This window comes from Longimicrobium sp. (genome assembly GCA_036387335.1).
In the GTDB taxonomy this organism is placed as follows: domain Bacteria; phylum Gemmatimonadota; class Gemmatimonadetes; order Longimicrobiales; family Longimicrobiaceae; genus Longimicrobium.
On record DASVTZ010000093.1, the window covers coordinates 20,826 to 27,399 of the forward strand.

The 6,574-nt window shown below is 69.3% G+C and carries 6 protein-coding genes; 2 read left to right on the forward strand and 4 right to left on the reverse strand.

Annotated features, from left to right (window positions below):
* Window positions 1-100: 100 nt before the first annotated feature.
* The 3 genes from VF647_08280 to VF647_08290 all read right to left on the reverse strand — a co-directional run bounded on the left by VF647_08280 (window position 101) and on the right by VF647_08290 (window position 4,078).
* Window positions 101-3,415 (reverse strand): DNA methyltransferase, encoded by a 3,315-nt coding sequence (locus VF647_08280; protein ID HEX8452079.1) that lies wholly within the window; start codon window positions 3,413-3,415, stop codon window positions 101-103.
* Window positions 3,416-3,569: 154 nt separating this feature from the next.
* Complete coding sequence (locus tag VF647_08285; protein ID HEX8452080.1) at window positions 3,570-3,749, reverse strand: hypothetical protein; 180 nt, start codon at window positions 3,747-3,749, stop codon at window positions 3,570-3,572.
* Window positions 3,750-3,805: 56 nt separating this feature from the next.
* Window positions 3,806-4,078 carry a hypothetical protein gene (locus VF647_08290; protein ID HEX8452081.1) on the reverse strand — a complete coding sequence of 91 codons (273 nt, stop codon included), beginning with the start codon at window positions 4,076-4,078 and terminating at the stop codon, window positions 3,806-3,808.
* 216 nt (window positions 4,079-4,294) lie between these two features.
* Here VF647_08290 and VF647_08295 point away from each other — a divergent pair, with 216 nt between their 5' ends.
* Complete coding sequence (locus VF647_08295) at window positions 4,295-4,522, forward strand: hypothetical protein (GenBank protein HEX8452082.1); 228 nt, start codon at window positions 4,295-4,297, stop codon at window positions 4,520-4,522.
* Between the two features lie 69 nt (window positions 4,523-4,591).
* Here VF647_08295 and VF647_08300 read toward each other — a convergent pair whose 3' ends face one another.
* A complete protein-coding gene (locus VF647_08300) occupies window positions 4,592-5,359 on the reverse strand; it encodes a hypothetical protein (protein ID HEX8452083.1) in 768 nt (255 codons plus the stop codon).
* A 192-nt stretch (window positions 5,360-5,551) separates the two neighbouring features.
* Here VF647_08300 and VF647_08305 point away from each other — a divergent pair, with 192 nt between their 5' ends.
* Window positions 5,552-6,313 carry a hypothetical protein gene (locus VF647_08305; GenBank protein HEX8452084.1) on the forward strand — a complete coding sequence of 254 codons (762 nt, stop codon included), beginning with the start codon at window positions 5,552-5,554 and terminating at the stop codon, window positions 6,311-6,313.
* Window positions 6,314-6,574 lie beyond the last annotated feature (261 nt).

The window sequence follows — 6,574 nt, forward strand, 5'->3', positions numbered from 1 at the left end:
TGACAGGAGTAGAGAGGGTGCGCACTGGAGTCGTTCCAGGGGCACCCTCAATCTATTCGACCCCGCCAATTTATGCGCGGGTGTTTTCCGGCGCGGAGGGTCAGAGCGGCTCGGCCACCGGGGCGAAGCGCCCGCTGTCCGGGTCCAGGCGCACCTCGCCCGCCATCACCAACGCGTCCAGGTACTGCCGCACGAGAGCGGGCGGGGCGCCGTCGAAGGCCGCCGCTACTTCTTCCGCTGTGGCGCTTGCAGCGGCTACCTGTGCCTTGAGCGCCGTGATCTGCTCCACCGCGCCAGTGGGCCAGGGGCGCCGCTCGGCCGGGGCTGCGGGCGCGACGTCGGCATCGGCGAGCGCCAGCTCGGCCGCGGGACCCGCATCGTCCCCGCGGCCGAAGCGCGGGATCTGGTACTCGGGGCGCAGCCAGCGGACGACGCCGCGCCGCTCCTCCTCCACCCGCTCGTCGTGGAGCGCCACCAGCCGCTCCAGGATTTCCTCGCGCTCCATCGGCCAGGGCCAGCCGTACGCCACTGCCACCAGCCGGTCCAGCTCGTCGTGCAGGTCGCGCAGCACGCCGCACGCGGCGATCTGGTGAACGTCGCGCTCCTTCGGCGTCAGCGCCTCTCCCGAGCGGAGCTTCTCCACCACGTTGTACATCCCCGTCATCGTCACCCGTTCGTCGCGCGCCAGCGCACCCTTGCGGTGCTCGTCCAGCCGCTCGGCCACCTCTCCGATCTTCGCGCGGAGGTCGGGGGCGGGATCGGGGAAGGGGAATGCGTCAAAGCACGTGGTTTTCACATAGACAGGGTCGTTGCCCACGCCGAGGCGTCCTCCAGCCGCAAGCACCCACGTGACGTGTATACTTCCAGAAACAACTCCGAGGTAGAACGCCGACTCGAGGCCGATACAGACGAGCTTATTATCTGGGGATTCTGTGCTCTCAAGGAATGTAAAAAACCTGTGCTTCGCCGTCTCGGGAGTTGCAAGGTAGCGAGATAATCCCCCAATCATCGCGCGGAGTTTTTGATTTGGCTCACCAAACCGCCACCAGTAGGTCTTCCGGATTCCACGTGGATTCGCATCGCGCTCTGGTTTGACACGGTCCCGAACGATTTCAAACGCGAGTGGAAAGTTGCGAGCTTCGTCCTCGGTCATCATGGCGAAGTCTATGACGTACACGCCCCGCGGCCGCGCGCTCAAATCCCTTCCATTGAAGTACTGCTTTATAACCTGTCTGTACCCACCCCCGGCTGCCAGCAGGCGCTGGGCTTCGGCAGCACCCAGAATAAATCCTGCTCCGTGGAGCTTCACGCCTGGTGTGGCTAGACCTTTGTTTGCTTGGATCGGCACAGATGCGGCGCGCGGTACATCCGAATGCGCCGACAGATCTGCATTTAGCCGCGCCACCACCAACTCGCGTATGACTTCTGCTGATTCGTTTACTTCTACGAGAACGGCCTCACCTGGATCTCGGACCACCACGGTCATGGCTACCCGAACGTCCGCTCCGCCTTGTGCATCGATCCACGGGTGATTCGAAACGGCCCATGCCACTGTCGCGCCTCTCCCCGCCGCGTCTTCAATGACCACACGATTCTGCTTCTGCGTAATCGTGTTCGTTGTAATTAGGCCGGATCGCGACGCTCTTCTGCTCGATACCTCCAGCGCAGCACGATACCACCAATAAACAACGTAGTCTGCGGTATCTGGCACGTCTGAGTAGACTTCACGAAGCGCATTTACGTAGCCATCTCCGAAAGCCTCACGTTGTCGCGCCTGCCCCATGTATGGCGGATTGCCAATGATGAAATCCGCCTGGGGCCACGGTGCTTGTCGTGCGCCGCGATACTCGTAGTAGGGCAGCCGCGCGCTGGGATCGGGAACGAGCTTCCCCGTCACCGGGTGCTTAATGCGCGGGGTGGGGTCGAGGCGCGACTTCTCCGGCACCTCTACTCTCTCGTCCCACTCCAACACGGCATCGCGCAGCTCCAGCGTGCCGGTGTCCTTGAGGACGGGCTCGGGGACGGCGCCGCCCTTGAAGTGCGTCAGGCGGAACTGGTGGTAGCCGATCCACAGCGTAAGCTCCGCGATCTCGCGCGCCCACGGCTTCACCTCGATGCCGTGGAACTGCGCCGGGCCTACGTCCTCCAGCGGCAGCTCGGGATGGCCGGTGATCTGCTCGATCTCGTGCAGCACCTCCAACTCGATGCGCTTGACCGTGTGCAGCGTCACGTAGAGGAAGTTGCCGCTCCCGCACGCCGGGTCCAGGAAGCGCAGCCCGCGCAGCCACACCAGGAAGTCGCGCAGCAGCCGTTCTGCAGCTTCGCGCTCCTTCTTCTTCCCGCGCTCGCGCAGCCGCATCGCCTCGGCCAGAGTGGCGCCCCAGCGCTCGCGCACCGGCACGTCCACCGTCTGGCGAACGACTCGCTCCACGTACTCGCGCGGGGTGTACTCGGCGCCCAGGCGGTGGCGCTCCTCCGCGTCCAGCGCGCGCGTCAGCAGCGTGCCGAAGATGGTGGGCTCCACCTCGCGCCAGTCCGCCTTGGCCGCGCGCAGCAGCACGGCCAGGTCGTCGCGGGTGAGGGGGAGCACCTCGGCGTCGTGGAAGAAGTGCCCGTTGAAGCGCAGCAGCTTCCGCATCCCGAAGCGGCGCCCCTCGTCCATCGACTTCCACAGCTCGGCCATCACCTCGGCGAACTCTTCCGGGTTGTCGCCGTACTGCTGCACCGCCGTCTGAAAGGGCTTCTCGGGGAGGAGCTCCACGTCCTCGGCGAACATGGTGAAGACGCAGCGCATCAGGAAGCGCGCGACCCGCTCCTGCTCGAAGCCGCGCGCCTCCAGCAGGGCGGAAAGCTCCGCCAGCCGCGCAGCCACCTCGCGCGTGACGGCGGCGGCGCGCCCCCGCGGGTCGAGCGAGGCCGGCTTCTCCCAGATGGCGCGCAGATGCTCGATGTCGTCCGGCCGCTGCCAGAGCGTCGCCAGGTCGAAACGCCGCGCCAGCGCGAAGCCGCCGTAGGTGCCCGCCCAGCGGTCCCACGCCAGCAGGGTGCGGCCGACGTCCAGCACCAGCAGGTACGGCGGCGGGCCGTGCGGCACCTCGCCCGCGTACCCCTTGGCCTGCGCGTACGCGCCGCGCAGCACCTTCTCCGCCGCGGAGCCGCCGCCGGTGTCCTTGGCCTCCAGGATGAAGTGCTCGGCCCGGTACAGGTCGATGCGGATGGTGACTGCGCGCCCGCCGCGGTCGATCACCGGCAGCGTGTACTCGAACTCGTAGCCGGATCCGCGCGGCATCGGCACGGCTACGCCCAGCGCCGTCGCCAGCTCGGTGAGGTACGATTGGGAGTTCGCCAGCTCGCCGGAGGGCACGTTCGCCCACTTCTCGGCGAGCTGCCGCAGCGCGTTGCTCTGTGGATGCACGTGGGGGGAGGCGCAGGAGGTGCGGCGCGCGGAAAGGGACAACAGCCGCGCATGGGGATGAAGTATACGAAGCGGCGCGATCTTGCGCACGCACATGCTCGAAGCCCCTCCCGCGCACATGGCGAGGGAGGGGCTTCGGCGCCGGCGGCTTGCCTCAGGGGCGAGCGGGCGCGGGGGGCGGCGGCCGGGGGGCGGGGCGCAGGGGGGAGATGAGCGACAGGTGGCCCTTGCAACCCCAGTCGCCGCAGCGGGTCGGACGGTCCCGGTCGCCGCGCGGGCGCAGGTGGTCCGCGGTGCGGCCGCAGGTGTCGCAAAGGTACTCGTACGAGGGCATGGTCCTGCCTCCCCGATGAACGGGGTTGGGGAAACCGCCCGGTGGGACGGGAGCGGCTACGCGGCGGCTTCGTCGCGGGCGCCGCGGGCCTGGAGCGCCAGGTCCGACGCGAGCCGCAGGGCGCGCTCGTCGGTCAGCGGGAGGTACCACTGGAAGCGCATCACCGAGACGGCGCCGCCGCCCAGGCGCATCCGCACGCCGAAGCGGCTCGCCTCCAGCGAAGGCGCGTCGTCCGCGTCCCTGATGTAGGGATTCGCGTTCAGGTGTGCGGCCACGCGGGCGCGCATCTGCTCCCAGGGCGGGATCCGGGCGAACTCGACTGATTGCACGGGGAAGACTTCCGCGAAGAAAGAAACACGTGATGTGACTGACACAGTCTGTGTTACATCGCCGATACGCACAAGTTGAACAAACCTTGTGCGTACGGCGCGGCTACCGAGTTCCGTCCCACCCGTTTACGTCGGTGGAGAGGGCGGCGAAACCGTGGGGGATTGGAGCCGTACCGGGTGGGGCGGATCGCCACGTCCATCGACCAGAGAGGCACCATGAGCGACGACTTCACGCCCGAAACCGAGCCGAGCGGGGCGCTGGTGCCACCGAACCGGCTTCCCCCCACCGCCGTGGGCGTGATGACGCCCGAGCCGGAGCCGGCACCCTACGCGCACCACAACTCGCACGCCCGCATTCCGTCGCCGGGCGAGGTGCTGCGCCCCGTCCTCCGCGCCGTAGCGGGCGCGCTGCGCGAGGCCGCGCAGATGCTGGAACGGCTCTGACCGCACGGCGGCCGCATGGCTCGCGCGGGGGCTCCGGCCCTCCGCGCAACGCCATGCGGCCGCGCTGGTTCAGGGGCGGCGGTCCGCGTCGTTGCGTGCGCGGGTCGCGCGGACGCGCTCCCGGAAGACGGAGTCGCGCGCCTGCTGTCCGTCCTGTTTGCTCAGCTCCAGGCGTTCCCACATGATCCGGTCGCCGGGCATGGTCAGCACGTCGCGGCGCGCCTCGATGGCCTCGGTGCGGAAGCCGGCGGCCGCGGAGTCGCCGCCCACCGTCACCCGGCGGCCGAAGACGGTGACCTGCCGCCGCGCGAGCGACTGCCGCGCCGCCTCGGCCGCGCGCACGGAGTCGGCGCGCACGGCGGACGCGAAGTCGGTCGCCAGCCGCGCATGATCCGGGCGCGCGGGCGGCGGCGGAAGCCTGCGCGTGTCCACGTACAGGCGGGGATCGCGCACGCTGCTCCAGGGCCGGATCGGCGCGGCGGCCGGTGCGGAGGGGCCGGACGTCTCCTGGCTCGCGGCGGGCGCGGCGGCGCTGGTTTCAACGCGCGTCGCCGGTGCCGCCTCCAACGTGCGAGGGGCGATGCGCGGCGATGCCGGTGCCTGCGTCCCTCCCGCGACCCCGCCCGGCCCGGGCAGCACGACCGCGTCCGGCGCGGGGAAGTCGATCCACACCACCTCCTGCCGCGGCGCCTCCGGCCGCGTCGCCGGGGTGTACGTAGGATGATGCCACCGCGCGACCGCGACGACGAGGATCGCGTGGGCGACCGCCGATGCCGCCAGGAGGCTGGCGCGGGGGAGACGCGATCGTGGGTGAGACGAGAGAGGAGCGAAACGCATCCGGGGGATCCCTGCGCACGAGGCGGTGCAGGGAAGGCGAAGGGGAAGGAGAGCCGCGCGGGCGATGGAGCACGGATTGCGGAGCCGGTGATCCCGACGACAGGTCTACCGGGAAAGCGGCGCATTGGTTCCTTTTTGCGCCCGCCGCGCGGTCCGCGCAGGGCGATCAACTCGCGATGGAGGAGGACCCTCGTGGCCGAACCGGGCGGGGCAGGGGCTGGGCGGGCGGAGGAGCGGCGCACGCGCTTTCCGCGCATCATCGAGGCGGGCGGGTGGACGGGGGCGCTGCGCGAGTTCGCCATCATCGTGGCCGGCGTGCTCTGCGCCCTGGGCGCGCAGGCGTGGTGGGACGGGCACCAGGAGCGCGGCCGGGAGCGCGACTACCTGCGCCAGCTCCTGGCCGACACGCGCGAGAACGAGGCGCGCCTGAACGCGGCCATCGCAAACGACTCCGCATCGGGGAAAGCGGCGTCGCGCCTGGTCGACGCGCTCACCCGCACGGATGCGCCTCCCTCCGCCGAGACGTTTCTGGAATGGATGATGGGCGCCTCATCGGCGTCGGACTTCCGGGCGGTGGCGGGAAACTACCGCGCCATCCTGGGAACCGGAGATCTGCGGCTGGTGCGCAACGACACGCTGCGCGCGCTGCTGGCGGCGTACTCGTCGTCGCTGGACACGGAGGCGGACCGGCAGCGCCTCTTCCGCGAGACGATCACGGCGCTCGCGATGCCGATGGCGCGCAGCCTTCCGTTCATGCGCCGTGCCCTCGTCGGCGACATCCGCCCGCAGGACGTGGACGTGGCGGCGATGCGGCGCAACCCGGACGCGGCGGCGGTCCTCTTTTCCGTGCACGCCGCCTACAACAACCGCGTCAGCGGCATGCGTACGCTCCGCAACGACACCCGCCGCCTGCGCAGCGCCCTCGAAGCCGAGCCATCGCTGCGTTCGCGGTAAAAAAACAGCGGCCTCACGCGGAGGCGCGGAGACGCAGAGAGAACAACAGAAAAAAGCATCACACAGAGGGGCACAAAGGGAACTGCAAGGCACAGAGAAGACCCTTTTGCTTTTCTCTCTGCGTCTCCGCGCCTCCGCGTGAGCCATGCTGTTGCCGTTCTTCGCACGACACTGTCAAAGGCGCCAGCGGCGCCGTAGATTGCGCCCACTGCCACCCAGCGAGACCGCACCGGGAACGGGATGAAGGTCGCATACTTCACG